Genomic DNA, 25685 nt, shown 5'->3' with positions numbered 1-25685 from the left:
CAAAAATAGAGCGGTTTCAATGTTTCAGCATGAACCGGAACCGCTTTAAGAACAGAAACAAACACGTTTCATGACGCGCCGGATGTGAGCGCGCCGCGGGGAGAGAAAAATGAACTTTAAGAATTTCAGTTCCGCATTGCTGGCATCAAGTGTACTTGGTGCTGCTGCTATGGCTGGTGTCTCTGCAGCTTCCGCTGCCGATGTGACACTGACCATCGAAAGCTGGCGTAATGATGATCTGCCGATCTGGCAGGAAAAGCTCATTCCGGCTTTTGAAGCAGCCAATCCGGGCATCAAAGTGACCTTTAACCCTTCAACGCCGACTGAATATGATGCGGCGTTGGGTGCGAAACTCGATGCCGGTACTGCCGGTGACATCATTACCTGCCGTCCGTTCGACAAGTCGCTGGCACTCTTTGACAAAGGTCAGCTGTCTTCCCTGAATGATCTGGAAGGCATGAAGAACTTCAGCGATGTGGCAAAATCCGCATGGCAGACCGACGATGGCAAAACCGCATTCTGCGTGCCGGTTGCTTCGGTTATTCACGGCTTTATCTATAATAAAGATGCCTTTGAAAAAGTAGGCGTCAGCGTTCCGAAGACCGAAGAGGAATTCTTCGCGGCTCTGGAAAAGATCAAAGCCGACGGCAATTACATTCCGATGGCTATGGGCACGAAGGATCTCTGGGAAGCCGCAACAATGGGCTATCAGAATATCGGCCCGACCTACTGGAAGGGTGAAGAAGGCCGCAAAGCTCTGATCGCCGGTACACAGAAACTGACCGATGCAGACTGGGTTGATCCTTTCAAAACCCTTGCAAAATGGAAAGATTATCTCGGCGACGGCTTTGAAGCCCAGACCTATCCGGACAGCCAGAACCTGTTCACCCTTGGCCGTGCTGCAATCTATCCGACCGGCTCATGGGAAATTAGCGTTTTCAACCCGCAGGTTGATTTCAAAATGGGCGCTTTCCCGCCTCCGGTGCGTAAAGACGGCGACACTTGCTATATCTCTGATCACAACGATCTGGGGATCGGCATGAATGCCAAGACCAAAAATCCGGAAGCTGCTGCCAAATTCCTGAACTGGGTGGCATCGGATGAGTTCGCAACCATTTATGCGAATGCGCTGCCGGGCTTCTTCAGCCTGTCTTCCAACGAAATCAAGCTGGAAGATCCTCTGGCTGCGGAAATGGTTGGCTGGCGTAAGGATTGTAAGTCGACCATCCGTTCGACCTACCAGATCCTCTCACGCGGTACACCAAATCTGGAAAATGAAACCTGGATTGAATCCGCCAATGTTATCAATGGCACAGTGACACCTGAACAGGCCGGCGAAAAGCTGCAGAAGGGCCTCGACAGCTGGTACAAGCCTGCGAAGTAACATGAATTGAAGCCATTCGCCTGAAACCCCTTTTCTGTCTGTTTTTCAGATCGGATAGGGGCAGGCGGGTGGCTTTTTTATCCGATTGTTTTTTGATGCATATTCCGGTGTAAATATTGCTGCTTTGCCGGAAGTGCCCGTTTTGAAAGCGTTAGACCGGTATGGCGCGAAATTCGACAAGCAAACCGCCCTTCCGCTGGCATATAGCGGTTTTTCTGGCACCAGCGGTGCTGGTCTATACGGCTATTATGATCCTGCCGCTTTTCGGAACGATGCAATTGTCGCTGTTCCGCGTGGAAAATCAGCAGAGCTTTTTTGTCGGGCTGGATAATTTCCGCACATTGCTCGGTGATGAGCGCTGGTCTGCGAGCTTCTGGAACGCGCTGGGCAATAATATGTGGTTCTTTGTTATCCACATGGTGGTGCAGAACCCGATCGGTATTTTGCTTGCCGCGCTGCTCAGCCATCCGAAATTGCGTTTTGCCGCTTTCTACCGCTCGGCGATTTTTATTCCGACCATTCTGTCCTTTGTGATCGTCGGTTTCGTGTGGAAGCTGATCCTGTCACCGCTTTGGGGCGTGGCACCGAATATGCTGGATCTGGTGGGGCTGAAGAGCCTGTTCGCACCATGGCTCGGCCAGAAAGAATATGCGCTGACAGCACTTGGCCTGATTTCAGTCTGGCAGTTTATCGGTATTCCGATGATGCTGATCTATGCGGCGCTGCTGTCTATTCCTGACGAGATTATTGAAGCTGCCGAGTGCGACGGGATTACCGGCGCGTCGCAGTTTTGGAAGATCAAACTGCCGCTGATCCTGCCGTCCATCGGGATTATCTCCATTCTGACCTTTGTCGGCAATTTCAACGCATTCGATCTGATTTATTCGGCGCAGGGTGCGCTGGCAGGGCCGAATTACTCCACCGACATTCTCGGCACATTTATGTTCCGCACCTTCTTTGGCTTCCAGCTTCAGGTTGGTGACAAGAATATGGGTGCGACGATCGCCTCGCTGATGTTCTTCATCATTCTGATCGGCGTCTGTGTCTATTTGTTCGGCATTCAGCGACGTCTGCGTCGCTACCAGTTCTGAGGATAATGATATGAGCCGCGCAACCCAGTCTCCGGTACGCAGTATCGCCGCCCATGCGATCCTTATTCTCTATACGCTGATCGCTCTGTTTCCGGTGGTGATCATCATCATCAATTCCTTCAAGACCAAGGCGGCAATCTTCCGTTCGCCTTTGTCATTGCCGAATTCGGAAACATTCAGTCTGATTGGTTATCAGACGGTGATGACGCAGGGTAATTTCTTCCTCTATTTCCAGAACAGTATGATCGTCACCGTAGTGGCGATTGCACTGGTGCTGATTTTCGGAGCAATGGCCGCTTTCGCGCTGTCGGAATATCGCTTCCGCGGCAATACGCTGATGGGGCTGTATCTGGCACTGGGGATTATGATCCCGATCCGTCTCGGCACGGTTTCTATTCTGGAACTGATGGTGGCCAGCGGTCTGGTGAATACGCTGACATCACTGATCCTTGTCTATACAGCACAGGGGCTGCCGCTGGCGATTTTCATCCTGTCTGAATTTATGGGGCAGGTGTCGAAAGATCTCAAAGATGCCGGCCGTATGGATGGTCTGAGCGAATATCGTATTTTCTTCCGCCTTGTACTGCCGCTGGTACGTCCGGCTATGGCAACAGTTGCGGTATTTACGATGATCCCGATCTGGAATGATCTCTGGTTCCCGCTGATCCTTGCGCCGTCTGAGGAAACCAAAACCGTAACACTCGGCGCACAGATGTTTATCGGGCAATATGTAACCAACTGGAATGCGGTTTTGGCCGCACTGTCGCTGGCAATTCTGCCGGTGCTGATCCTCTATTTCATATTCTCCCGTCAGTTAATTCGCGGCATTACCGCAGGAGCAGTCAAATGAGTAATAACGGGGCAAAAAAACTGCGTGTGATGGTTGCAGGTCTGGGCAATATGGGGCTGAGCCATGCGCTCGCCTATCATAAAAATCCGGGCTTCGAGATTGTCGGTCTGGTCAATCGCTCGAGCATTAATCTGCCGGAAGAACTGCGCTCTTATCCGCTGATGACTTCTTATGAAGACGCATTGCAGCAGCTTAAGCCTGATCTGGTTTGTGTGGCGACCTATTCGGATAGTCATGCCGATTATGCGATTATGGCGATGGAAGCGGGCAGTGACGTTTTTGTTGAGAAGCCATTGGCGACAACTGTGGCTGATGCGGAACGTGTAGTTGCAAAAGCCAAAGAGACAGGCCGCCAGCTGGTGATCGGTTATATCCTTCGTCACCATCCGTCATGGATGCGTCTGATTGAAGAGGCACGCAATCTCGGCGGGCCTTATGTCTTCCGTATGAATTTGAACCAGCAGTCCAGTGGCGCGCATTGGCAGACCCATAAACAGCTGATGAAAACCACATCACCGATTGTCGATTGCGGTGTGCATTATCTGGATGTTATGTGCCAGATTACCGATGCAAAAGCGGTTGAAGTACGCGGCATGGGCGTACGGCTCTCTGATGAAGTTGCGGAAGGCATGTATAATTACGGCCATCTGCAAGTGTTGTTCGCGGACGGCTCGGTGGGTTGGTACGAAGCAGGCTGGGGGCCGATGATGTCGGAAACGGCATTCTTCGTGAAAGATGTAATCTCGCCGAAGGGCTGTGTTTCGATTGTTATGGAAGAGGGCGCAAGCTCCGCTGACATTAACACCCACACCAAAACATCTGTCATTCGTGTGCATCAGGCCGCAACCGATGCCGAGGGCAAATTCAAAAAACAAGATGAATTGCTCTCGATGCAGGGTGAGCCTGATCATCAGGAACTGTGCGACCGCGAACAGGCGTTCATGCTGAAGGCGATTACTGAAAAGATCGATCTGACGCGCCATATGGATGATGCCGTGCAGTCTCTGCGCATTTGCCTTGCAGCAGATGAAAGCGTGCGCACAGGTCTGGCTGTGAAACTATAATATTGCCTGCCTGCTTATGTGCATGACTGGCTTTGAAATTACTCTGACGGGAACACGACTTTGGGAACTCTGAAACTCAATAATATCCGTAAATCATATGGTCAGGTCGATATTATCAAAGGTATCGATCTGGATGTGCGTGACGGTGAGCTGGTCGTTTTCGTCGGGCCGTCCGGCTGCGGTAAATCTACACTCTTACGCATTATTGCAGGGCTGGAAGATGCCAATTCCGGTGAAGTGTATATTGACGATCAGGTTGTCAATCAGACGCCGCCCGCCAAACGCGGCATTGCAATGGTGTTTCAGAGCTATGCACTCTATCCGCACTTGACGGTTGAAGCCAATATGGGACTTGGCCTTAAACAGGCCGGTAAGCCTGCCACCGAAATTAATGAGCGGGTCAAGCAGGCTTCCGGCATGTTGTCGCTCGACAGTTATTTGCAGCGCCGTCCGGCTGAGCTTTCCGGCGGGCAACGTCAGCGTGTGGCTATCGGTCGTGCGCTGGTACGTGAGCCAAAGTTGTTCCTGTTTGATGAGCCGCTTTCCAATCTTGATGCAGCATTGCGCGTGAATACACGTCTGGAAATTGCCAAGCTGCATCGTCAGCTTTCTGCAACTATGATCTATGTAACCCATGATCAGGTGGAAGCGATGACGCTGGCTGACCGGATCGTTGTGCTGAATGCCGGACGCATTGAGCAGGTCGGTGCACCGATGGATCTCTATAATGCGCCGGACAACGAGTTTGTTGCGGGCTTTATCGGTTCACCGAAGATGAATTTTGTTGATGCGTCTGCGCTGAATGACGGGCAGGCAAAACGTATCGGCATCCGGCCGGAACATATTACGCTGGATACAAATTCAGGGCAGTGGAAAGGTTCCGTGGTGCACGTGGAGCAGCTCGGTGCGGATACCAACGTCTATCTCGATACAGAGGCCGCAGGGCTGCTGACAGTGCGTATTTTCGGTCAGTATCGTATTGAGGCAGGTGCGAAGGTTTATGCAACGCCGGACAGCGGTAAAATTCATCGCTTTGACGGTGAGGGAAGGGCAATCCGCTAAAGCATGTCGCGCTCAAATATATTCATTTGAGCTACCGCGAACATGCGATAATTAAAAGAATTGAGACGCGAACGCAGTGGGTACGATGAAGCGCAACACGCTCTAGAACATATCTGGAGGGTGCGATTCTCAAATCTGCATCATTGTAGGGTGAAAATCAGCGGTCTTATTCTCTGTACCAAAAATCGTGCCAGCCATTATGTGCTTGTTTACCGGTTGTTTGTAGTACAAGCACCATAAAGATGCGTTCCGAATGATATGAATTTGACCTCGGGACAAAAATTAACCAACATGCTGCCGTATTTGCCGTTATCCTGCGGCACATCTTGAATCAGGAAATTTGAACCATGTTGAAAAAGATTGCTATTGCCGCAACAGTCACTACATTTTTGGCCGGTTGTACAACTGACCCTTACACAGGCGAGCAGAAAATCTCCAATACCGCCGGCGGTGCAGGTATCGGTGCTGCTGTTGGTGCGCTCGGCGGTATGATGGTTGGCGGTTCAAAAAATGCACAGCGTAATGCCGTGCTGATCGGCGCCGGTCTTGGTGCGCTGGGCGGCGGTGCAATCGGTAACTATATGGATCGTCAGGAAAGCGAACTGCGCTCGCAGCTGCAGGGTACCGGCGTTTCGGTTACACGTAACGGTGACCGCATTATCCTGAACATGCCTTCCAGCATTACATTCAACACCGATCAGGATGTTGTAATGCCACAGTTCTACCCAACCCTGACTTCCGTGGCGATCGTTCTGCGTAAGTTCGATAAGACGCTGGTTGATATTAAAGGTCACACAGATTCGACCGGTTCTGCTTCGCATAACCAGAATCTGTCTCAGCGCCGTGCAGCTTCGGTTGGTAACTACCTGAGTGGTCAGGGCATCGATGGTCGTCGTTTTGCGATCATGGGCTTCGGTGCGACGCAGCCTGTTGCATCCAATGCAACACCGGATGGCCGTGCGCAGAACCGTCGCGTGGAAATCGAAATTTCCCCGCTTAAAGGCGTTTAAGCGTTTTATAAATGCTTTGAAAAATGACCGCTTCGGCTCTGCCGGAGCGGTTTTTTATTGTCTGGCTTTCATTTGTATTCGCGCTATGGGACGCCGGTTTTCTCGAATCGACTTTTCACTAAATTCGTTCCCGTCTTGTTTTAATTTGAAATGTCTTTTTTAGTTTTGCGTTATTTATAATTTAGAACAACAGAAGAACAAAATATAATTTCATAGCAATATCAATGTATTAACTCTATTGCGAATTGAGAACAAATAGGATACATATTATACATAAAGTTTCAATCTGCGGACTTCAAGTGACGCAAAGGGATAGTTAAAATGTCTCAGAATTCATTACGACTTGTTGAGGATAAATCAGTGGACAAATCAAAGGCTCTGGACGCGGCACTGTCACAGATTGAGCGCTCATTCGGTAAGGGCTCGATTATGCGCCTTGGCCAGAATGATAAGGTGGTGGAAATTGAAACTGTTCCGACCGGTTCACTGTCTCTGGATATTGCACTTGGTGTTGGCGGTTTGCCAAAAGGACGTATTGTTGAAATCTACGGGCCTGAAAGCTCGGGTAAAACAACAATGGCGCTGCATACAATTGCAGAGGCGCAGAAAAAGGGCGGTATTTGCGCATTTGTGGATGCGGAGCACGCGCTTGATCCGGTCTATGCCCGTAAGCTCGGTGTTGATCTGGAAAATCTGCTGATCTCGCAGCCGGATACCGGTGAGCAGGCGCTGGAAATTACTGACACACTGGTGCGCTCCGGTGCGATTGATGTGTTGGTTGTCGATTCCGTTGCGGCTCTGACACCACGTGCGGAAATTGAAGGTGAAATGGGCGATTCTCTGCCAGGCCTTCAGGCGCGCCTGATGAGTCAGGCACTGCGTAAGCTGACAGCGTCTATTTCCAAATCGAATACGATGGTTATTTTCATCAACCAGATCCGTATGAAAATTGGTGTGATGTTCGGTTCGCCTGAAACCACCACCGGTGGTAATGCGCTGAAATTCTACGCCTCCGTTCGTCTGGATATTCGCCGTATCGGTTCGATCAAAGAGCGCGATGAAGTTGTTGGTAACCAGACCCGTGTGAAGGTTGTTAAGAATAAGCTGGCTCCTCCGTTCAAGCAGGTTGAGTTCGACATTATGTATGGTCAGGGCGTGTCCAAGACCGGTGAGCTGGTCGATCTCGGCGTTAAGGCCGGTATTGTAGAGAAATCCGGTTCGTGGTTCTCGTATAATTCACAGCGCCTTGGTCAGGGTCGCGATAATGCGAAGAACTTCCTGAAGGAAAATCCGGAAGTGGCAAATGAGATTGAACTGACCTTGCGCCAGAATGCCGGTCTCATTGCCGAGCAGATGCTCGACAATGGCGGCGCGGAAGATGATGCTGCTGAGGCATAAGCCGAAGATTGCAGCTTACTGATCAGGTTCAGTGCCCCGCATTGCATAGCGTGATGCGGGGCATTTTGTATCTGTGACACTTCAATTTATACGGATATCTGGACAGTGCATGATCATCTGTTTAAAAGCAGTGCAGTTGCAATGGTGACTGCTATTCTATGGCTGCAGGTTTAAGCTTTATTGATACCTGTCAGATGGTTGTGCAGATTGAAACCACTGCTTATTTAAGATGTTAAAAGCTGTGTTATTACGGCTTAAAATCGGGCAGAACCCAAAGGTGAACAATGAGCGGCGTTAACGAGATCAGGTCAACATTCCTCGATTATTATCGTAAGAATGGCCATGAAGCGGTGGCGTCGAGTCCGCTTGTGCCGCGCAATGACCCGACTTTGATGTTTACCAATGCCGGTATGGTGCAGTTCAAGAACGTTTTTACCGGTCTTGAAACACGCCCTTACAGCCGTGCAGCAACCGCGCAGAAATGCGTGCGCGCCGGTGGCAAGCATAATGATCTGGACAATGTCGGCTATACAGCACGTCACCACACTTTTTTTGAAATGCTGGGGAACTTCTCCTTCGGTGATTATTTCAAAGAAGAAGCAATTACATTTGCATGGAATTTGTTGACCAAAGAATTTGGTCTGAACAAAGACAAGCTGCTGGTTACGGTTTATCATACTGACGAAGACGCAGCGAATTACTGGAAGAAGATTGCCGGACTTTCCGATGATCGTATTATTCGCATCGCGACCAATGATAACTTCTGGTCGATGGGTGATACAGGTCCATGTGGTCCGTGTTCGGAAATTTTCTTTGATCACGGCGATCATATCTGGGGTGGCCCTCCGGGATCGGCTGATGAAGACGGTGACCGTTTTATCGAGATCTGGAATCTCGTTTTTATGCAGTTCGAACAGATCACCAAAGAAGAACGTATTGATTTGCCGCGTCCGTCGATTGATACGGGTATGGGGCTGGAGCGTATTGCTGCGGTTCTGCAGGGCGTTCATGACAATTATGACATCGATCTGTTCAAGGCGCTTATCCGCGCTTCGGAAGAAGCAACCGGCGTTAAGGCTGAAGGTGGCCAGCGCGCCAGCCATCGCGTAATCGCCGACCATCTGCGCTCTGCCAGCTTCCTGATTGCTGATGGCGTTCTGCCGTCGAATGAAGGTCGTGGCTATGTGTTGCGCCGTATTATGCGTCGCGCTATGCGCCATGCGCAGCTGCTGGGTGCCCGCGATCCGTTGATGTATCGTCTGCTGCCGACACTGGTTCGTGAGATGGGGCAGGCTTATCCGGAACTGGTGCGTGCCGAAGCTTTGATTTCAGAAACGCTGAAGCTTGAAGAAACCCGTTTCCGTAAAACTTTGGAACGCGGTCTTGGTCTCCTGAGCGATGCAACAGAGAATATGAGTGAAGGTCAGAGCCTTGATGGTGAGACTGCATTCAAACTCTATGACACCTATGGCTTCCCGCTCGACTTGACACAGGATGCTTTGCGTCAACGTGGCATTACTGTTGATACCGATGGTTTTAGTGCCGCTATGGAACGTCAGAAAGCCGAGGCGCGTGCTAACTGGTCGGGTTCCGGTGATGCTGCGACTGAACGGGTTTGGTTCTCGGTACGTGACAAAGTTGGCGCTACAGAATTCCTCGGTTATGATACTGAGAAGGCTGAGGGCGTTGTGACTGCTCTGGTGCGTGATGGTCAGATCATTGATAAGGCTGCTCAGGGCGAAACTGTCAGCATTATTGTAAACCAGACTCCGTTCTATGCGGAATCCGGTGGTCAGCAGGGCGATGCCGGCTTCATTTATGGCGATGGCTTCGTGATTGAAGTGACCGATACAGTGAAGAAAGCAGATGGTGTCTTTGTCCATCAGGCTGTGATCCGTGAAGGCAAGCTCGCAACCGGTGATGCGGTTGAGTTGGTCGTTGCTCATGACCGCCGCAGCCGTATGCGTTCTAACCACTCGGCAACCCATATTCTGCATGAAGCACTGCGCGAAACGCTCGGTGACCATGTGGCACAGAAGGGCTCGCTTGTTGCGCCGGAACGTCTGCGTTTTGACTTCTCACATCCGAAGCCGATCAGCGAAGAAGAATTGCGCAAAGTTGAAAACATTGCCAATGAGATCATTCTGCAGAACTCTCCGGTAGTTACCCGCCTGATGGCGGTTGATGATGCGATTGAAGCCGGTGCTATGGCGCTGTTTGGCGAGAAATACGGTGATGAAGTACGCGTGGTTTCCATGGGCACTGCAACACAGGGCGATAAAGCCGGTAAAACCTATTCGCTGGAACTTTGCGGCGGTACGCATGTTCGCCAGACCGGTGATATTGGTTTGGTGCGCATTGTCTCCGAAGGTGCGGTTGCAGCCGGTGTACGCCGTATGGAAGCGCTGACCGGTGAGGCAGCACGTCTTTATCTTGAAGAACAGGATGAGCGCGTTAAAGCCATTGCATCTGCTTTGAAGACCACGCCGTCTGAAGCGCTGGAACGTGTCAACAGCCTGCTGGATGAGCGTCGCAAGCTTGAAAAAGAACTCACCGAAGCCCGCAAGAAACTGGCTCTGAGTGGCGGTTCCTCGAAGGCTGATAATGAAACGAAGACCATTAATGGTGTTCAGTTCATGGGACGCAGCGTGACCGGTGTTGCACCGAAAGATCTGAAGCCATTGGCGGATGAAGGTAAAAAAGCGCTGGGTTCCGGCATCGTGGCCTTTATCGGTGTGAGCGAAGATGGCAAGGCCAGCGCCGTTGTTGCGGTGACGGAAGATCTGACATCGCGCTTCAGTGCGGTTGATCTGGTTCGTGTTGCGTCTAGTGCACTTGGCGGTCAGGGCGGTGGTGGCCGTCCGGATATGGCTCAGGCCGGTGGTCCGGATGGTTCGAAAGCAGATGAAGCTCTGGAAGCTCTTGCAAAAGCAATTGCAGGCTAAGCCTTGAACGAGCTTTAATAGTTTAAGCCGCCGGAGAGATCCGGCGGCTTTTTATTTATAAATGCGTTTTGAGATGCCGGAGGGCATGTTTCTCAAAGAATGCAGACTGGAATAAAGGGTGGAGATTATGAGCAAGATTATTCTGATTACAGGTGCCAGCCGCGGTATCGGACGTGCAGCCGCAATTTTATGCGGAGAGCGTGGCTGGTCTGTTGCAGTCAACTATGTCGGCAATCATGAAGCTGCGGAACAAACTGCAGAAGATGTGCGCAAGGCTGGCGGACAAGCGATCACCATACAGGGGGATGCTGCAGTTGAAGCGGATGTTATTGCTATGTTTGACAAGACGAAGCAACAATTTGGTCAACTCGACGGTGTTGTTGTCAATGCCGGTATTGTTGCACCATCTTTGCAATTGGCAGATATGAGTGCGGAACGATTGAAGCGCATGTTTGATGTTAATGTGCTGGGCGCCTATCTCTGTGCGCGGGAAAGCGCGCGTCGTTTATCCGTTGAGCGCGGCGGCAAGGGCGGTTCGATTGTACTGGTGTCGTCAGTGGCTTCACGGATCGGCTCGCCGTTTGAATATATTGATTATGCTGGTTCAAAAGCGGCAGTTGATACGCTGGCGCTTGGTCTTTCCAAAGAGTTGGGGCCGCAAAAGGTGCGCGTGAATGCCGTGCGTCCTGGATTGGTGAATACGGATATTCATGCCAGTGGCGGTCAGCCGGGGCGGGCACAGCGATTGGGCGTGAATACACCATTCGGACGACCAGGTGAGGCGAGCGAAATTGCCGAGGCGATTGTCTGGCTGCTCAGCGATGCTTCATCTTATACGTCTGGTGCGTTACTTGATGTTTCCGGCGGGCGTTAAACTGGTTTGATAGTTGCAATAGGGTTGAGATGATCGGAGGGAGCGTGCAAGTTCTTTACATCCTGTTATGTGTCATTGGCGCAGCTCTGCCTCTCTCGCAATTTGTTCCGTGGTTGTCCGCACATGGACTTGATGTGCCGCTCTTGCTGCAGCAAGCTACTTCCGGTCATATCGCAGCATTCGCGTGGTCAGATGTACTGGTTTCAGGTGTCGTTGTTGCGGTATTTGTGGTAGCAGAGAGCGCAAGACTCGCAATGCGTTACTGGTGGTGGCCTTTGTGTTGTCTCGTGGTAGGCCCTTCCTTGGCGCTGCCGATGTTCCTGTTGCTACGGGAGCGGCATCTTGCTTCCGCAAGCTGAAGTGGCGGCCGAAACAACCATTCTTGTTTTGCGCTCAGCATGAAGAACTATCCCACGACGGTAACGATCGCAGTTGCACTCATCGGTCTATAAAGAACGGGAATTCTTCTTTTTGAAGAGATTTTAAGTTTGCTGTTTATAAAAAAGGGTGCGCGAGTTTTCGCGCACCCTTGATTGTTTTGATGATAGCTTATTTGCTTTGAATGAAATCAGGCAGATTGAGCAGCAGCTTCTTCAATTCCGGTTCATCCACGCGTGTGGCTGCTTCTGCAGGGCTGACCCATTCGCTGATGCGCTGTCCGCGTTCCGGCCAGTTTTTAGCCATGCGGTCAAACTCAACGGCATAGACATTGACTGTAAAGCTCGGAATGGCCTCCGCAGGGAGATCATATTTCATATAATCGAACTGGCCAATCGGATCAGGATTAACTGTGCCGCGAATGCCGGATTCTTCAAAAGCCTCCCGCAGCGCCATGTCATGCAGGGTTTTTCCGGCTTTTGGCCAGCCTTTCGGGGTAATCCAGCGGCCTGTGCCGCGACTGGTAATCAGTAAAATTTCAGGCGAGGGACCCGGTTTTCGATAAACTAGTGCCGCAACCTGCAGAAGTCGTCCTGCAGCTGTTAAAATTCGTTTATCTGTTGCGACGATACCGCTTCCCTGTATATTCACTGAACTTACTTACCTTATTATGTATTTTGTTGGCCGCCTTTGAATGGCAGCAGTTATTTTGTATATAATTTTTAAGCTACGCTTTTAATATGTAGCCTATAGACCTCATCAATATGGTTTTAGATTGACTGAGATATGTTTGTTTTATGCTTTGCAGCAAATGTTTTTGTTTTATTCTGTTTCTTATTTCCATACGCCCGCCCATTTCGGTGCATATGAGAATTCGAAAACATCATGGAAGCCAAATCAGGCAGCCTCTTAATTTGATACGAATAGGATCGTACTGCACCTGCCGGTTTTGTCAGTTTAATCCATCCGGAAGGCGTTGCTGCCAACGGTATTAAACCGGTGGCAGCGGAATTCTTTAGCCGCGATGGCTTTTGTTGATTGGCTCCTGATAGGTGAAGCCCATATCCCAAGGGAAATAAATCCATGTGTCCTGCGAAACTTCTGTAACAAAAGTATCAACAAGTGGACGACCCTGCGGCTTGGCATAGACTGTAGCGAAATGTGCCTTTGGCATCATTTTGCGTACCATTTGTGCTGTTTTGCCTGTGTCGGTGAGGTCGTCGATTACGAGAACGCCTTCACCGCCATTGACGAGCAGTTTCTCGCCGATCTCTTTAATGACCCGCAATTCACCCTGTTCACTGTAATCGTGATAGGAGGCGATGCAGACGGTTTCGATCATGCGAATGCCAAGTTCACGGCAGATAATTGCAGCCGGTACCAGCCCGCCACGGGTAATGGCAACAATTGCGTGCCATTCTGTGCCTTGTCCGGCAATACGCCATGCGAGTGCGCGGGCATCGCGATGAAATTGGTCCCAGGAAACCGGGAAAGCTTTATCAGGCAAGGACATCGAAATGCTCCGTTTAGAATATTCTGACAGTTCCGCATGTTTCAGATGAAAGCAGCGGCCACTCTGTGCTGTTGTTTCGTTTTGGTGTTTTTCAAATCATATCGTGATCTGAAAACGGGTAGCTTAGCCACCGATAGCCGCTAAATTCAAATCTGTCTCCGGACAAGATCTGTGCTGGCAGGCTAACGAGGACAGATTGCCCTAAATCGGGTAACATACAAGAGATTTGCCCGTTTCAGGTGATTTACCGTGATAAACGAAAAAGTACTTTTTTGGCAATATTAACTTTGTCACATCGGCAGATAAATCTGCTGATGTGCGTATTTTCATTTATCTTCGTTTGTTTTCGTTTTGTGTGCGGGATATAGGCGCAGAGCTCACCGCATACAAGAGATCACCGTGAAAACAATGTCAGACAAGGCATATTGGCTAAGAATGAGCGGGTTACGCCGCCAAAAATCAGCTCTTTCAAACGGGACTGGCTGTAGGCACCCATGATCAGCACATCAATATTATTGGTCTCAACATAGTCACGCAGACGATCCTGAACGGTCTGCCCATCGGACGGAACCAGATCAATGCTGGCAGCAATATCGTGACGCTGATAGGCTTGTTGCAAGCGCAAGGCGATGTCCGGTGCGCCGCGCGGTGCGCTCGGATCACGCAGCGGATCCGGAATAACAGTGGTTGCTGCTTCTTCGCTTTCCTGTTTTGGCGCGTTGATCCAGACAATGCGGACAGTTGCGCAATTACGCGCCAGCGGCAGAGCATCAAAGGCCGCGCTGGAGGCTTCATATTTGCCGTTAAAAGCGATGGCTAGCTGACGAATATTGCGTGGCGGGTGGAAATTATAAGGCACGATCAGTGCCGGTGTTTTGGTGTTGTAAACGAGCTGATCCAGTGGTGTGATCTGCGTTTCCGGATCATCAGGATCGGCCTGACCGGCGAGGATCAGGTCTGCAGCCATACCAAATTCATTGACCGTCTGGCTGGCATTGTCATTTTCAGAACGGACAATCAGAAATTCTGAGGTCGTAGAGTAATTGGAGATTTGCTGCTGAAACAAGAGCGCAACATCTTCAGCATTTTTCTGATGATGCTTGAGGTGCCCTTCATAAAAACTGGCATCTATAAAGCCGCTGGCGTCGGAATAAATAACCGGTGTGGGAATAACATAAAGACCGGTGACATGCATCGGCTCGCCGTCCTTGGCAAGAAGCGCCAGGGCTTTGAACATTCGCTGCAGTTCCTGTGTGCTGCGGATATAGGCGATGACGGTACGATAGGACATGGATACACTCCGTATTCGTTACGCGTGATAGCTGCGCAATTTTGTTCAGTTTTTTATCTCTGTCGATCCCCTGCAAGCGATCCTGCAAAAGACAGGGGATCAGTCATAAATTAAGCATTTCACTTTCAAGTTGAATACTTGAATGGCATGATAATGTGACCACTCAAGAATTCCGTTTTCTAAAAGTCTGTATTGAAGCGATTATAACGCATTTTGAGGTGCGGATAAACGCAAATACCTGCATTTATTGCTGAATATCTGCCAGCATTTTCGCAATTGCTGCGGCTGCTGCATCGAGTTTTTCCTCATCTCTTGCGCGCACCACCAGTTCGGTTGAGAATTTACCTTCCTCGAATTTAGGATACGAGCCGATCACGGTATCGGGATGGGCGTCTTGCACCTCGCGCAGAGGAATGCCGATAACACCTTCGCCAAACGGGCAGAAAATTGTGCGTGAATGATAGCGGCTGCCGGTGCGTAAAGTCGGCAGAATATTCTCAACCATAGCCTGAAAAACGGAAGGTACACCGGCCATGACATAGACATTGCCAATGATGAAACCCGGTGCCACCGAGACAGGGTTGTCGATATGCTGCGCGCCTTGCGGCATACGTGACATACGTTGACGGGACGGTGTAAATTCCGTGTCTCTGGCTTTATAATGGGCAGCCAGCAAGGCCATTGCCTTTTCATCATAGACGCAAGGCAGATCAAAAGCCGCGGAAACCGCATCGGCGGTAATATCGTCGTGGGTAGGGCCGATACCGCCGGAAGTGAACAGGTAGTCGTAATTTTCGCTCAGTTCTTTTACGGCTTTCACAATCGACGGCTGATCGTCAGCAACGATACGGACTTCAGTAAGATCAATGCCTGCTTCATAAAGCCGGTCTGCCATATGGCCGATATTCTTGTCTTTGGTGCGGCCGGAGAGCAGTTCATCACCGATTGCCAGCATTGCGGCGCGTATAATCACGGGCTGTGTGTTTGTCATGGGAGACTCCATTTATAGAGAGACCATGAACGGACAAGGCCGGTATCGTCAAGTGATGCTGTGTTCAACCATTGTTGTGAGTAGGGGGCTATTGTCCTGAATCCTGAACAGTGCGTCCTGTATCCCGTGACTGGTCTATTTAAATTTCTGTATTAAATATTGAGTATAGATTGAATTGCATTTGTACGGCTTGGTGTCGTGAAACGAATGCCCGAAACACAAAACGGAGATTGATTGAATATGGCTAAGGTTCTTGTACTTTATTATTCCGCTTATGGTCACATGGAACAGATGGCTAAAGCTGCTGCCGAAGGTGCGCGCGAAGCCGGTGCTCAGGTGGATATCAAGCGCGTTGCAGAACTGGTGCCTGCTGAAGTTGCCAAGGCTTCCGGCTTTAAACTGGATCAGGAAGCAGAAATTGCGACACCCGCTGATCTGGAAAACTACGATGCAATCATCGTTGGCGTGTCTTCACGCTTCGGTATCATGTCCTCACAGCTGAAAAACTTTTTCGACCAGACCGGCGGTCTGTGGGCAAAAGGCGCTCTGCTGAACAAGGTTGGTTCGGTTATGGCTTCTTCCGCAACCCAGCACGGTGGTCAGGAACTGGCTCTGATCTCCACCCAGTGGCAGCTTCAGCACCATGGCATGATCATCGTTCCGCTGTCCTACGCTTTCCAGGGCCAGCTCGGTAATGATGTTGTTCGCGGTGGCGCACCTTATGGTATGACAACCACTGCTGATGGTGACGGTTCCCGTCAGCCTTCGGAAACTGAACTCGAAGGTGCCCGTTTTCAGGGCAAGCGCGTTGCAGAAATCGCCGCTAAAATTCACGGCTAATAATCTGTACCCGATCTTTGGTATTCGATCTGAAAGTAGAAAAGCGGCTTCGGCCGCTTTTTTTGTGCGTGGTTATAAGACAGAGCGTTGGAGAAGCCGCGGAGCGTTCTGCGGTAACAGAGTGCCGTGCTTTGTGTGTTTGTTGTGATGTGCGACAGATTCGCCGTAGGCAGTTTCTTTGGTCGTTGCGGGCTAAAAATATAAAGCCTGTGGTTGCGTCGGAGTGAAAATGCCGGTTTTCAGGGCTTATTTCTGTGTTTAACCCTGTTTTTTAAGGCTCCGGAGCGAAAACTTAGCTTGGTTCGTCTGTTTCTTTGAATAAACTTCGCCAATCCGGCTGAGTCGTAACCAGCGGAAAAAAACGAAAGGAATTACCTGATGAACAAAAATGAACTGGTTGCTGCCGTTGCAGAAAAGTCCGGTCTCACCAAGACTGATGCCGCTTCTGCCGTTGACGCTGTGCTTGAATCCGTCACCGGTACATTGAAAGAAGGCGGCGAAGTTCGTCTGCCAGGTTTTGGTATTTTCTCAGTATCACATCGTGCAGCTTCCACAGGTCGCAACCCATCGACCGGTAAAGAAGTTGAAATTGCTGCCCGTAACGTACCAAAATTCTCGGCTGGTAAAGGCCTGAAAGACGCTGTTAACAGCTAATCAGCTCTTATCGGGGCAGGGATGTTTATTGTCCCGCTGATCCGATCTTTACGCCAGAGAGCAGACATGCCGTTTCAGGTATGACTTTGCTGAAGGCGCAGGAAACAAAAAAGCCGCAAAGACTGACTGGTCTCTGCGGCTTTTATTTTGAACATACTGTGCAATGCACTATTTATTGGATCTGTTCGGGCCATTGCCGGTACCGACATCGACAGTAATGTCACCGCTGATTTTCACACGCGTATTGCCGATATTAAAACTGCCGTCCGGATTGGTATTTGTCGTCGCATTGTCCGGTTCAGGTTGCGCAGGGCTGACAATCGGCTTGGCGGGTTGGACGCCGGGCAAAGAATAATACGGTGCAGACTGATCTGTCTGTGCCTTGTTCTTCAATCCGGTCTCTAAGGCAAAAGCCGGAGCTGAAAAGCTCATCGCAATGCCGGAAAGAACGACTGAAAAAACTGCCTTGCGGATTGTCACCATAATAAGAATATCTTCCGTTTTATAACCGGCCGGAATTGTTTTAATTCCGCCCCGTCTTCATCCTTAACAATGAATCATGACATAAAATGGTTCAGCTGAAACTAGCCCTCAGAGCCAAAACCTCAATTGCGGTTGAGATATTGCTCTAAAAACTCATAACAATTTCGTGAGTAATAGCAGCCGCTTAGCGGGCGATAATATAAGGTGTAAAAATCGGTTTTTTAGTCTAAACTCCTGACAAAACCGTGAAATATGATAGTTTTTATAATGAACGGAGATGAATTTGTTGTTTCTTGACACAATCTTGATCCGAAAAACAATAAAAACAGACTATTCTGCCCCTCAGTCCATGAGTTGAGTATGTGTTGAGCCTGAAACACTTGTTATAAAACAGGCTGATAAAAAACGGTAATCCCATTACCGGGCAATACTGATGACCATAGCGTGACCAAGCATGAGTTGACAATTTTCAGCTTAACGTACAGTTATCGCACCCTATTTAGTGTTAACGTATGTCCAGCCATGCCGATTGGACATGTTCCGTTCTGTATCCATTCTGCGGCAGGAGTGCCACATAAGATGATTAAACGTTTCATCATCGCAATCATATTGCTTGTTATTATAGGCGGAGGTCTGGTTGGTTTTAACCTGTTCCGTGCTCAGGCGATTAAAGACTATTTTGCGAATATGAAGCAGCCATCCCAAGCTGTTTCAACTATCGACGTTAAGCCAGGAAAATGGTTGCCTGGTATCGAGGCACTCGGTTCTGCCCGTGCTGAAGACGGCGTTAATCTGACTTTCCAGGTTGACGGTATCGTCAAGGAAATCATGTTCAAGCCAAATCAGATTGTCAAAAAAGGCGATCTATTGCTGCAGCTGGATGATGAAATTCAGAAGGCAGATCTGGTAGCCAGCAAAGCTGAAGCTGAGCTGAGCGAACAGAACTATAAACGTGCACAAACCCTGCGCACACAAGGTGTAGGTGCTGTATCTAATGTGGATACAACAGCCGCAGCTCTGTCATCCGCAAAAGCAAATGTAGCAAAAGCACAGGCAACGCTTGATCTGAAGCGTCTGATCGCACCTTTCTCCGGTGTAATCGGTATTTCGCGCGTTGATATTGGTCAGTTTATGGCTCCTGGTACTGTCGTCGCTACATTGCAGAATGTTGACACCATGCGTGTGGATTTCAGTGTTCCGGAACAGGAATTGAAAAACTTGTCCATGGGACAGGAAGTTCATATTGGTGCATCGGCAAGCGATTATGCTTTCAAGGGTAAAATCGTTGGTATCGATCCGAAGATTGATCCTGCAAGCCGTCTGGTATCCGTTCAGGCTCAGGTGGATAATTCCGATAAATCTTTGGTTCCGGGTCAGTTCGTACAGGTTCGCGTTATTCTTCCTGAAGAAGACAATGTCGTCATCCTGCCGCTGACCACTGTCGTGACCAGTCTTTATGGCGATTATGTTTTCACGGTTGTCAAAAAAGAAGCAGACAAAAATGCTGCAGCTGACACAGCTGAAAAAGCTGATGATCTGGTTCTGCATCAGATCTTTGTGAAGCTTGGCCGTCGTACCGGTAACAATGTTGAAATTCTGAGCGGCGTTAAAGATGGCGATGTTGTTGTGACTTCTGGTCAGAACCGTCTTAGCAACGGGATGTCTGCCCATATCAATAACGACGTTAATCCAGCGGATGCCCAGATTAAGAAATAAGGTCGAGAGATGAGCTTTTCCGATATTTTCATACGCAGGCCCGTTCTTTCGATCGTTGTCTCGCTGATGATTATCCTGCTCGGCTTGCAGGGGATCTTCAACCTTTCGGTGCGTCAGTATCCGGAAGTGGATGAAACAGTTATTACTGTTACAACGTCCTATCCGGGTGCGAGTGGTGAGCTTATTCAGGGCTTTATTACTGCACCGATTGCTAAGGCTGTCGCAACAACGGAAGATATTGACTACGTTACCTCTAAAAGTAGTCAGTCTGTCAGTACAGTAACCGTACAGATGAAGCTTGGCGCCAATCCGGATGCCGCGCTTACCGAAGTTATCTCCAAGGTTAATCAGGTACGTGGCGATCTGCCAACAGAGTCTGAGGATCCGGTGATTGCTAAGGGTACAGGTCAGTCTTTTGCGACCATGTATCTTGCTGTGCAAAACCCGAATATGTCCAATGAGCAGATTACAGAATATATTGACCGCGTGATCCGTCCGCGTATGTCCACCATTGAAGGTGTGGCTGATGCGCAGATCCTTGGTGGTCAGGAATATTCAATGCGCGTATGGGTTGATCCTATTCGCATGGCTGCGCGTAATGTGACTGCTTCAGAGGTTTTGGCTGCGATTAAAGCGTCCAACTTCCTGTCGGCACCGGGTAAAACCAAAAACGAGTATTACGCAAGCTCGATTACTCTGCATTCAACTTTGCAGACACCAGAGACTTTTGCGGAAATGCCGGTACGTGCGAATGGCTCGGACATTATCCGTCTGCGCGATGTTGCCAGTGTAGAACTGGCGGCAAAAAGCACGGATACTGTTGTGTCGTTTAACGGCTCCAGCGGTACATTTATTGGTGTGTTCCCGACGCCTTCGGCTAACCCGATTGATATGGCAACCGCCGTTCATAAGGAGCTGCCGAGTATTCAGGAAAGCCTGCCGCAGGGCATGAACATCATCATGGTTTATGATGCGACGGAACAGATTTCTTCCTCGATTAAGGAAGTTTTCAAAACCATTGCAGAAGCTATGATCATTGTTGTTCTCGTGATCCTGCTGTTCCTTGGTTCGTTCCGTTCGGTTCTGATTCCGATTGTTACTATTCCGATCTCGCTGATCGGTGTGTGTTTCTTCCTGTTCGTTCTCGGGTTCTCGATCAACCTGTTGTCATTGCTGGCTATGGTTCTCGCCATTGGTCTGGTGGTGGATGACGCGATCGTTGTTCTTGAAAACATTCACCGTCATATTGAAGAAGGTCTGACACCTATTCATGCTTCCTTTGTGGGCATGAAAGAAATTACCTCTTCTATCGTGGCGATGACCATTACACTGGCTGCGGTGTTTGCACCGCTTGGCTTTACCGGTGGTCTGACCGGTGCGCTGTTCCGTGAATTTGCTTTCACGCTGGCTGGTGCGGTTATTCTTTCCGGTATTGCGGCGTTGACCATCTCACCGATGATGTGTTCACGCATGTTGACCCATGGTGAGCCTAGCCGTTTTGCTAAAACTGTTGACCGCTTGTTCAGCCGCTTTGAAAATGGCTATGAACGCTGGGTTTCCGGTTCTCTGAACTATCGTCCGGTGACGATGACTGTGGTTGTAAGCTTGATGGCGCTGATGGCGTTCCTGTTTATGAACACTTCGTCCGAGTTGGAACCAGAAGAAGATTCCGGTGCATTGTTCTCGCTCGTAACAGCGCCTGAATATGCAACAACGGATTACACAAAGCTCTACACAGATCAGATCGACGAATTGACCAAAGATCTGCCTGAGTTGCGTGCCCGCTTTAACGTTACCGGGTTGGGTGCGACGAATGAAGCGATTGCACTCTGGGCTTTGAAAGACTGGGGACAGCGTGACCGTTCGCAAAAACAGATTCAGGAAGACCTAACTGCGCGTATTAAAGATGTGACCGGTGTACGGGCCTTCATCTTTGCTCCGCCGTCGCTGCCGGGTACCGGTGGTGGTCTGCCGATCTCGATTGCTATTCAGTCAACTGGTTCTTCCAATCAGGTCTTCGATATTTCTGAAGAGATCAAGAATGAAGCACAGGCTTCCGGACAGTTCATTATTGTTCAGAACTCCCTGTCCTTTAATGCTCCGCAGACAACAATCGAAGTTGATCGTGAACGCGCATCGACAATGGGTGTAACAGTCAGTGAAATCGGTGCGACCCTTGGTCTGATGACCGGTGGTGGTAAAGTTGCCCAGTTCGACCGTGATAATAACAGCTATGATATTATCATGCAGGTTCCGGATGAATTTCGTCGTAACCCGTCGAAGCTCGGTGAGTTTTATGTCCGCAGTTCTACCGGCGATATGGTGCCGCTGTCTGCTGTCGTTAAAATCACCAGTAACGCTTCGCCAATCGCAATTGAGCAGTTTAACCAGCTGAACTCTTCAACAATTTCGGCTCTGCCTATGCCTGGTGTTACCACCGGTGATGGTCTGAAAACGATTGTTGATATTGCTAATGCCAAACTGCCTGATGGCTTCTTCATCGACTATGCGGGTCAGTCCCGTCTGGAAGTTGAACAGGGCAATACAATTATGATTGCCTTTGCCCTGGCTGTTATTGTGATCTATCTGGTTCTGGCTGCGCAGTTTGAAAGCTTCCGCGATCCGTTCATCATTATGATGACTGTTCCGCTGTCGATTTTCGGTGCGGTTGTACCGCTGAACCTCGGTTTGGGTACGCTGAACATTTATACGCAGGTTGGTCTGATTACCCTTGTCGGGTTGATCACCAAGCATGGTATTCTGATGGTGGAGTTCGCCAATCAGCAGCGCCATGAACACGGGCTGAGCCGTCATGATGCGATTATCGCTTCGGCTAAAACCCGTCTGCGTCCGATCCTGATGACAACTGCGGCTATGGCGCTTGGTGTTGTACCTCTGATGATGGCATCCGGTGCTGGTGCTGCTGCCCGTCAGGCGATGGGGCTGGTGATCTTTACCGGTCTGGTTGTGGGTACAGTGTTCACTCTGTTTGTGGTGCCAATGTTCTACACTCTGATTTCTGCGAAGACCGTTAAACCTCTGGTTTCGGTTCCGACAGAAGAAGAGCTGAAGGCAGAAGTACAATCTGCTCACCATTGATGTGACAGATAATAATAAAGCAAAGGCCGGTCCCTGTGACCGGCCTTTTTTGTTTGGCAGGGAGTGCAGATCACATTTGCGCGAAATTTGAGGAAAATAATCAGGCTTGTGATTTTGCACTCTGGTATTTTGTAGTCTCTGCTATATATATTTGGGCATGACAAAATTATCCGTACTTGATCTGGCGCCGATCACTCTCGGCAGCACCGCAGCGCAGGCTATGCAGAATACTGTTGAGCTTGCCCAACACACAGAAAAACTCGGCTTTCACCGTTATTGGCTGGCCGAGCATCATAATATGCCGGGCATCGCCAGCGCTGCCACTTCGGTGCTGATCGGCCATGTGGCCGGTGCTACCAAGAGCATACGGGTCGGGGCAGGTGGCATTATGCTGCCAAACCATTCGCCACTGGTTATTGCTGAACAGTTCGGCACATTGGCATCGCTTTATCCGAACCGTATTGATTTAGGTTTGGGGCGCGCACCGGGCACCGATCAGGTGACATCCTATGCTTTGCGCCGCAACTCAAGCTCTGATGCGCAATCCTTCCCGCAGGATGTCGTGGAACTGCTCGGCTATTTCGGCGAGCCGACAACAGAGCAACGTGTGCGCGCCTATCCGGGCTCTGGTCTGAATGTGCCGGTATGGATTCTTGGCTCCAGCCTTTTCGGTGCACAATTGGCCGCGATGCTTGGCCTGCCTTATGCTTTTGCTTCGCATTTTGCACCGGGAGATCTGGATGATGCGGTTGCATTATACCGCCATCGTTTCGAGCCGTCGCAATATCTCGATAAGCCATATGTAATGGCCGGATTTAACGTGTTTGCAGCCGACACGGATGATGAAGCACGTTTGCTGTTCTCATCTATCCAGCAGGCATTTGTGAACTTACGCACCGGTAATGCAGGGCAGTTGCCGCCGCCTGTGGAAGGTTATGAGGAAAATCTTGATCCGCGATTTGTACCGAGCATCAGAGCGGCGCTTTCCTGTTCTGCTGTCGGTGATAAAGCAACTATACGCAAGCAGATGGATGCATTTGTCGAGCGTACCGGTGTTGACGAGCTGATGGTTACAGCGCAGATTTTTGATCATCAGGCACGTTTACATTCCTTTAAATTACTGGCAGAGGCTGCGGGACTGCAACCGGAAGAGTAATATGGTAGGTTTAGGCATACGCACCCGAGAAACCGGCGCGACAGCGACATTGCAAGGTCAGGAAAAGCCGGTTATCCGCTCATTGACCGGCGGAGAACTGAGGCTTGAAAACACCGTATCCGGTGTGGGTTTCAACGCGATTGATCTGCTTTATGCGTCTCTGTCTGCCTGTCTGGTGATGAGCGCCCGTATTGCTGCACGTAAGCTCGGTTTTATTGAGCGGATCAGTGCCTATGAGGTTCAGGTCAGTGGTGAAAAGGCAGCGCAGGAACCTTATCGTATTACGCGGTTTGATGTGCATTTTCGGGTTACAGGTGATTTGTCTGAAGCTGAGACACATGAGCTGGCCGAGACAGCAGAAGCCATGTGTACGGTCAGCAATACGCTGAAAGCCAATGCCGATGTGGTTTTGATGATTAGAACGTAAATAAAAAAGCCTGCTGTGAGTTGCACCGCAGGCTTTTTTGTTTTTCTCATCAAAGACAGTCTCAGCTATTCAGCTTTAACCAGTCTGCCAGTGATTTGCGGCTGTTGCCGTCGCGGCCGTTAAAGCTTTCTGCTGCGCACATGGAATTGAGAATAGCTTCCTGTGTAGATTCGGTTGCCGCGCGGAACAGCTGATCAATCTTGTCTTCGTTCAGTGCCTGCATGGTCACCAGATCGGATTTCTGATCATGATCAATGGTGTTGCCGGTGGTGAAACCAATCACAATATCGCCGCTGCCATGACCCCAGAATGCGCCAAGGCGTGCAATCCCTGCGCCGCAGCGACGAATGACACGCTGAAGCTGGCGATGCTCCAGCGGAATGTCTGTGGCCATGATCATCATGATCGAACCCTTTTCCGGTTGATCAGGAAAATCCGGTGTCGGATGACGGCCGTCCGGCAGTGTCAGATCGCCCTTACGGCCAAAATTGGATAGAACCAGCGTGCCAAGGTGATAGTCTTTGCCATCAAGCTTGATGCGGCGGGAAGAGGTGCCGATACCGCCTTTGAAGCCAAAGCAGGTCATGCCGGTGCCAGCACCGACATTGCCCTGCGCAACAACGCCTGTGGTCGCTGCGTCCAGCGCCGCATAGGCATGGTCTTCCGTCACAGCCATTGCCTGAATGTCATTGAGCGGGCCGTCATTGCATTCACCGACAACCGCATTGACGGTTGAAGTGGTGCGGCCAATATCGCTGTTGGCAGCAACAGCGCGTTTGATCAGTGCATTGACGCATGTGCCGACACTGAGCGTATTGGTGAGCAGAATTGGGGTTTCCAGTGAGCCGAGTTCATTGACTTGTACGAGGCCGGCGCTTTTGCCGAAGCCATTGATGGATTCGGAAGCAGCCAGAACTTTTTGGCGGAACATATTGCCGTCATGAGGCAGAATCGCTGTAACGCCGGTATTGATATTGCCTTCACGGATTGTGATGTGGCCGACTTTTACGCCTGGAACATCGGTAATCGCATTATGGGTGCCGGTCGGCATGGTACCGCAAACAATACCAAAATCGCGTGCTGAAGCTGTCATGGAATATTCCTCTAAATCCGTAAATGCAGGCCGGTAAGGTGCAGATAAGTCAATGTGGAGTAGATAAAGCCAAGTTATCGGCAGATAAAGCCAAGTTTCTCCAGATAAAGAATGACAGCCCGACCGGATTCCGGTGGGCTGTCAGCGCATTATCATCAGGCATTAAAAAGAAACGACAATTTCACTTCTGCGGCAAGACTGCCGTTTCAGTGTGGTGCTAATGCCCGACATATGATCAGAGCCAAGGAAATTAAACAGCCTGTTCTGGGGGAGGCCCAAAAGAACAAGCCGTTTGTGGGGCGCTTGCGATCATAACGGTATCCGGCCAAAGCTTCTGAATTATGGCCGGATAAAACTCAGTATTCT

General features: G+C 50.0%; 22 protein-coding genes. 16 read left to right on the top strand and 6 right to left on the bottom strand.

Features of this window, described 5'->3' with window-relative positions; genetic code table 11:
• The first annotated feature begins 169 nt into the window (after positions 1–169).
• From DFR47_RS17100 to DFR47_RS17055, 10 genes are all read left to right on the top strand, one after another.
• Positions 170–1384 (top strand): ABC transporter substrate-binding protein, encoded by a 1215-nt coding sequence (locus tag DFR47_RS17100; protein WP_374788328.1) that lies wholly within the window; start codon positions 170–172, stop codon positions 1382–1384.
• Positions 1385–1545: 161 nt separating this feature from the next.
• The gene (locus DFR47_RS17095; protein ID WP_113945627.1) at positions 1546–2475 is read left to right on the top strand and encodes a carbohydrate ABC transporter permease; all 930 of its coding nucleotides are present in this window, start codon (positions 1546–1548) and stop codon (positions 2473–2475) included.
• A gap of 10 nt (positions 2476–2485) precedes the next feature.
• Entirely contained in the window at positions 2486–3325 is an 840-nt protein-coding gene (locus DFR47_RS17090; protein WP_113945626.1) for a carbohydrate ABC transporter permease, read from the top strand.
• A complete protein-coding gene (locus DFR47_RS17085; RefSeq protein WP_113945625.1) occupies positions 3322–4389 on the top strand; it encodes a Gfo/Idh/MocA family protein in 1068 nt (355 codons plus the stop codon). The genes DFR47_RS17090 and DFR47_RS17085 overlap by 4 nt, the downstream gene beginning before the upstream one ends.
• A gap of 60 nt (positions 4390–4449) precedes the next feature.
• Complete coding sequence (locus tag DFR47_RS17080; protein WP_113945624.1) at positions 4450–5451, top strand: ABC transporter ATP-binding protein; 1002 nt, start codon at positions 4450–4452, stop codon at positions 5449–5451.
• Between the two features lie 347 nt (positions 5452–5798).
• On the top strand, positions 5799–6461 hold the full coding sequence (locus DFR47_RS17075) for a YiaD family glycine zipper/OmpA-like lipoprotein (RefSeq protein WP_113945623.1): 663 nt from the start codon (positions 5799–5801) through the stop codon (positions 6459–6461).
• A gap of 321 nt (positions 6462–6782) precedes the next feature.
• Positions 6783–7859 (top strand): recombinase RecA, encoded by a 1077-nt coding sequence (recA, locus tag DFR47_RS17070; RefSeq protein ID WP_113945622.1) that lies wholly within the window; start codon positions 6783–6785, stop codon positions 7857–7859.
• A gap of 284 nt (positions 7860–8143) precedes the next feature.
• Positions 8144–10804 (top strand): alanine--tRNA ligase, encoded by a 2661-nt coding sequence (alaS, locus tag DFR47_RS17065; protein ID WP_113945621.1) that lies wholly within the window; start codon positions 8144–8146, stop codon positions 10802–10804.
• Positions 10805–10931: 127 nt separating this feature from the next.
• Positions 10932–11678, top strand: coding sequence for an SDR family oxidoreductase (locus tag DFR47_RS17060; RefSeq protein WP_113945620.1), 747 nt, complete (start codon positions 10932–10934; stop codon positions 11676–11678).
• A gap of 44 nt (positions 11679–11722) precedes the next feature.
• Complete coding sequence (locus tag DFR47_RS17055; RefSeq protein WP_113945782.1) at positions 11723–12037, top strand: DUF2834 domain-containing protein; 315 nt, start codon at positions 11723–11725, stop codon at positions 12035–12037.
• A gap of 190 nt (positions 12038–12227) precedes the next feature.
• Here the strand turns inward: DFR47_RS17055 and DFR47_RS17050 are convergent, their stop codons facing one another.
• From DFR47_RS17050 to DFR47_RS17035, 4 genes are all read right to left on the bottom strand, one after another.
• On the bottom strand, positions 12228–12707 hold the full coding sequence (locus DFR47_RS17050; RefSeq protein WP_113945619.1) for an NUDIX hydrolase: 480 nt from the start codon (positions 12705–12707) through the stop codon (positions 12228–12230).
• 364 nt (positions 12708–13071) lie between these two features.
• The gene (gpt, locus tag DFR47_RS17045) at positions 13072–13569 is read right to left on the bottom strand and encodes a xanthine phosphoribosyltransferase (RefSeq protein ID WP_113945618.1); all 498 of its coding nucleotides are present in this window, start codon (positions 13567–13569) and stop codon (positions 13072–13074) included.
• Between the two features lie 394 nt (positions 13570–13963).
• Positions 13964–14860, bottom strand: a complete 897-nt coding sequence (locus DFR47_RS17040; RefSeq protein ID WP_113945617.1) for a universal stress protein — start codon at positions 14858–14860, stop codon at positions 13964–13966.
• A gap of 244 nt (positions 14861–15104) precedes the next feature.
• Positions 15105–15851, bottom strand: coding sequence for a competence/damage-inducible protein A (locus DFR47_RS17035; RefSeq protein ID WP_245416618.1), 747 nt, complete (start codon positions 15849–15851; stop codon positions 15105–15107).
• Between the two features lie 240 nt (positions 15852–16091).
• Between DFR47_RS17035 and wrbA the strand changes: the two genes are divergently transcribed.
• A complete protein-coding gene (wrbA, locus tag DFR47_RS17030; RefSeq protein WP_113945616.1) occupies positions 16092–16691 on the top strand; it encodes an NAD(P)H:quinone oxidoreductase type IV in 600 nt (199 codons plus the stop codon).
• Between the two features lie 378 nt (positions 16692–17069).
• The gene (locus tag DFR47_RS17025; protein WP_113945615.1) at positions 17070–17345 is read left to right on the top strand and encodes an HU family DNA-binding protein; all 276 of its coding nucleotides are present in this window, start codon (positions 17070–17072) and stop codon (positions 17343–17345) included.
• Between the two features lie 168 nt (positions 17346–17513).
• Here DFR47_RS17025 and DFR47_RS22125 read toward each other — a convergent pair whose 3' ends face one another.
• Entirely contained in the window at positions 17514–17828 is a 315-nt protein-coding gene (locus tag DFR47_RS22125; protein WP_245416617.1) for a hypothetical protein, read from the bottom strand.
• A 579-nt stretch (positions 17829–18407) separates the two neighbouring features.
• Here DFR47_RS22125 and DFR47_RS17015 point away from each other — a divergent pair.
• The 4 genes from DFR47_RS17015 to DFR47_RS17000 all read left to right on the top strand — a co-directional run bounded on the left by DFR47_RS17015 (position 18408) and on the right by DFR47_RS17000 (position 24226).
• Positions 18408–19544 carry an efflux RND transporter periplasmic adaptor subunit gene (locus DFR47_RS17015; protein WP_113945614.1) on the top strand — a complete coding sequence of 379 codons (1137 nt, stop codon included), beginning with the start codon at positions 18408–18410 and terminating at the stop codon, positions 19542–19544.
• Positions 19545–19553: 9 nt separating this feature from the next.
• Positions 19554–22643, top strand: a complete 3090-nt coding sequence (locus DFR47_RS17010; protein WP_113945613.1) for an efflux RND transporter permease subunit — start codon at positions 19554–19556, stop codon at positions 22641–22643.
• A gap of 157 nt (positions 22644–22800) precedes the next feature.
• On the top strand, positions 22801–23799 hold the full coding sequence (locus DFR47_RS17005) for an LLM class flavin-dependent oxidoreductase (RefSeq protein ID WP_113945612.1): 999 nt from the start codon (positions 22801–22803) through the stop codon (positions 23797–23799).
• 1 nt (position 23800) lies between these two features.
• Positions 23801–24226 carry an OsmC family protein gene (locus tag DFR47_RS17000; protein ID WP_113945611.1) on the top strand — a complete coding sequence of 142 codons (426 nt, stop codon included), beginning with the start codon at positions 23801–23803 and terminating at the stop codon, positions 24224–24226.
• A gap of 61 nt (positions 24227–24287) precedes the next feature.
• Here the strand turns inward: DFR47_RS17000 and DFR47_RS16995 are convergent, their stop codons facing one another.
• Positions 24288–25319, bottom strand: coding sequence for a DmpA family aminopeptidase (locus tag DFR47_RS16995; RefSeq protein ID WP_113945610.1), 1032 nt, complete (start codon positions 25317–25319; stop codon positions 24288–24290).
• Positions 25320–25685: the final 366 nt, after the last annotated feature.

Source organism: Pseudochrobactrum asaccharolyticum, from assembly GCF_003314995.1.
GTDB classification, from domain to species: domain Bacteria; phylum Pseudomonadota; class Alphaproteobacteria; order Rhizobiales; family Rhizobiaceae; genus Pseudochrobactrum; species Pseudochrobactrum asaccharolyticum.
This window is presented reverse-complemented; position numbering and strand designations above follow the sequence as displayed.